This is a genomic window from Bacteroides sp. RTP31139st1_H2_RTP31139_211217 (assembly GCF_040227615.1).
GTDB lineage: Bacteria > Bacteroidota > Bacteroidia > Bacteroidales > Bacteroidaceae > Bacteroides > Bacteroides uniformis.
The window spans coordinates 1,989-4,797 of record NZ_JBCNZM010000246.1 but is presented as its reverse complement, the minus strand read 5'-3'; the positions used below and the strand labels follow the sequence as shown (position 1 = coordinate 4,797).

Genomic DNA, 2,809 nt, shown 5'->3' with positions numbered 1-2,809 from the left:
CCCTAACGTTGTAGCTAAGGTTTCCAATGTACATATTCATAAAATACAAAAATAAAAAATTAATAATTCAATAAAGGAGTCTTAGGAAGTTGTAGTCAGAAATGAAAATTCTCAATGTGGCTAATCGAGGAGAAACATAGTGAAACGTAGATCGTAATAAACCTCTTATTGTTTTGTTGATGCAAAGTAACGGCTTTTATTTGGTATATGCACTATACTTTATCATTTATCTGCCATATAATACCCTTTTTTGTGAAATAAGACCAAGACTTAACAATTGGAAGGGAACAGAAGGAGAGGATAAGACATAAAAAAAGTCTGGTGTGCTTGTATGCACGTCAGACTTTCAATTCTCTCGAGTGTTGTACTGAAATTATTCAGCTACAACAGCTGCGCTATCTACTGCTACAGTGTCAGCTGCTGCGGCTGCTGCTGCGGCTTCAGCTGCTGCTGCTTCTACAGCTGCGATTGAGTCAGCGATACGGATAGAATCTGCAGTTGCTTGTTCAGCGTTAGCTGCTTTGTTGCCACAAGATGCGAAAGATACTGCTACGATAGCTGCAGCCATCAAAACTAATTTTTTCATTTTCTTTACTTTTAAAACGTAATACAATCAATTGCTTTATTAAAACGTTGCAAAGGTATGTACTTTTTGAATATGTTGTTCTCGAAACCCCAACTTTTTTTATATTTTTTTTGGAGCTTCGGCTGTTTTTATCCCTATCTATATGTTTTACAACATATTAATCTTCGGCAATGCTGTTGTATAAGTATCTCTTGATACTTCTTTTGGGCGTTTTCTCAAATTCAGTCGGATAAAGTTGGATTTGGCTTACTTTTTCGTAGGCTGCCACGCTGTTATTCAGATTTTTGAGATTCTCATCCATGATGGTTTTAAGGTTATCCGGCTGGTTTAGTCCCAAGGAATCCAGGGCTTCATAGTCGGCATAAACCAGTGCTACCAGTCTTTTATTCCGTTCGATGACAAGACTTTCCAGGACGAAAGGCATGTTGTTGAGCCGTGCTTCTATCTCTTCGGGGAAGATATTCTGTCCACTGGAACTGAGAATCATGGTCTTGCTGCGTCCGCGTATGTATAGGTTGTTGTCGTCGTCCAGTGTACCCAAGTCGCCGGTGCGAAGCCATCCGTCTTCGGTGAAGACTTCTTTGGTGGCTTCGGGGTTTTTGTAATAACCCGTCATCACGTTCTCGCCACGTACTTGTATTTCGCCGAGTTTGTCGTCCGGGTTTTCCTTGCAGATACGGGCTTCCATGATGTCGAGTACCCGTCCGGAGGAAGTCGGGACGAATTCATTCCAGGGAGCATAGCTGATGAGAGGGGCACATTCGGTCATGCCGTAGCCGATGGTGAAGGGGAACTTGATGCGGTGGAAGAATTCTTCCACTTCCGGGTTCATGGCTGCGCCTCCTATGATGACTTCCTTGAAACGTCCGCCCAGTGCGTCAATCAGTTTCTTGCGGATTTGCCCGTATATCTGTCCGTCGAGCAAGGGAATGCTGAGCGCCCATTTCATGGTCTTTTTGTTGATGATGGGCTGTATGACATTCTTGTATATCTTTTCAATGACAAGGGGGACGGTGATAATCAGGTTGGGTTTCACTTCCTCGAAAGCTTTCATCAGAATCTTTGGGGAAGGCACTTTTCCCAACAGTGTGACGTGTGTGCCGACGGCCGTGGCGGTAAGGAAATCGAATGCGCAGCCGTATGCATGTGCCAAAGGCAGGAAAGAGAGCACTTTGTCCCCTTTCTTCAGCAGCTCGGTACGTATGCCGAAGGTGACGTTGCCGGCCAGGTTGTTTCCCGTCAGCATGACGCCCTTACTGAATCCGGTGGTGCCCGAGGTATAATTCAGCAGCATGACCTTGTCGTTGGAAAGGTCCGTGTAAACGATGTCTTCCTTGCGGAACCCGTTCGGGTAGGTCGCTTCCATTTCATCGCCCAGATGCTTGAGGAAACGCTGGATGGTTTCGCCGTCCCGCTGATACAGACAGCGGAAGTCGCTCAGTGAGAACACACCGCGAAGTCCAGTAAGTCGTTCTTCTTCCAGATGTTCCCAAATGGCATCGCTGGTGAAGAGGAACGTCGATTCGGAGTGGTTTACGATATGATGGACATCATTGGGGTTGAAGTCTTGCAGAATGGGGACTACGATACCACCGTAGGTGATGGTGGCCATATAGGCGATGCACCAGCGGGCATTGTTCTTGCCGATGACGGCTATCTTGTCGCCGCGGCGCAGTTGGCAGTACTTGAAAATAAGATGCAGTCTGGCTATTTCTTGTGCCACTTCGCCATAAGTATAGCTCTCGTTTTCTCCATAGTTGGTATAGCAGGGGAGGTCCCAATTCTCGCGGAAACTATGCTCGTATAGTTTGATAAAGTTCTCTTGTATCATTGCACAAATTTTAGTTGAGTGTGCAAAAGTAGGAAAAATAGATTAATAATGTATATATTTGCAGCATAAATGTGTTTATAAGCTCATGATAGATACCAATATATTTCAAGATAAGACGGCGGTTTACTATACGTTGGGGTGCAAACTGAACTTCTCGGAGACCTCTACTATCGGTAAAATTTTGCGGGAAGCGGGCGTACGTACGGCGCGCAAGGGTGAGAAAGCGGATATTTGTGTAGTGAATACCTGCTCGGTGACGGAAGTGGCGGACAAGAAGTGCCGCCAGGCCATCCACAAACTGGTGAAGCAACATCCGGGTGCATTTGTCGTGGTGACCGGTTGCTATGCCCAGCTGAAACCGGAGACGGTGGCAAAGATAGAAGGTGTGGACG

Annotated in this window: 2 protein-coding genes and 1 pseudogene; 1 reads left to right on the top strand and 2 read right to left on the bottom strand. The window is 45.7% G+C overall.

Features of this window, described 5'->3' with window-relative positions; all coding sequences use genetic code 11:
• Positions 1-373: 373 nt before the first annotated feature.
• Both ABUA47_RS23110 and ABUA47_RS23105 read right to left on the bottom strand, forming a co-directional pair.
• Positions 374-586: a hypothetical protein gene (locus ABUA47_RS23110; protein WP_005833237.1), complete on the bottom strand. Its 213-nt coding sequence runs from the start codon at positions 584-586 to the stop codon at positions 374-376.
• A 157-nt stretch (positions 587-743) separates the two neighbouring features.
• Positions 744-2,417, bottom strand: coding sequence for a long-chain fatty acid--CoA ligase (locus ABUA47_RS23105; protein ID WP_008664099.1), 1,674 nt, complete (start codon positions 2,415-2,417; stop codon positions 744-746).
• 85 nt (positions 2,418-2,502) lie between these two features.
• Here ABUA47_RS23105 and ABUA47_RS23100 point away from each other — a divergent pair.
• Positions 2,503-2,809: pseudogene (locus ABUA47_RS23100) on the top strand (tRNA (N(6)-L-threonylcarbamoyladenosine(37)-C(2))-methylthiotransferase MtaB); the annotation flags it as partial.

Excerpts from the sequence above, each read along its gene's own strand:
- ABUA47_RS23110 (WP_005833237.1), bottom strand. The coding sequence starts at position 586 with ATGAAAAAATTAGTTTTGATGGCTGCAGCTATCGTAGCAGTATCTTTC.
- ABUA47_RS23105 (WP_008664099.1), bottom strand. The coding sequence starts at position 2,417 with ATGATACAAGAGAACTTTATCAAACTATACGAGCATAGTTTCCGCGAG.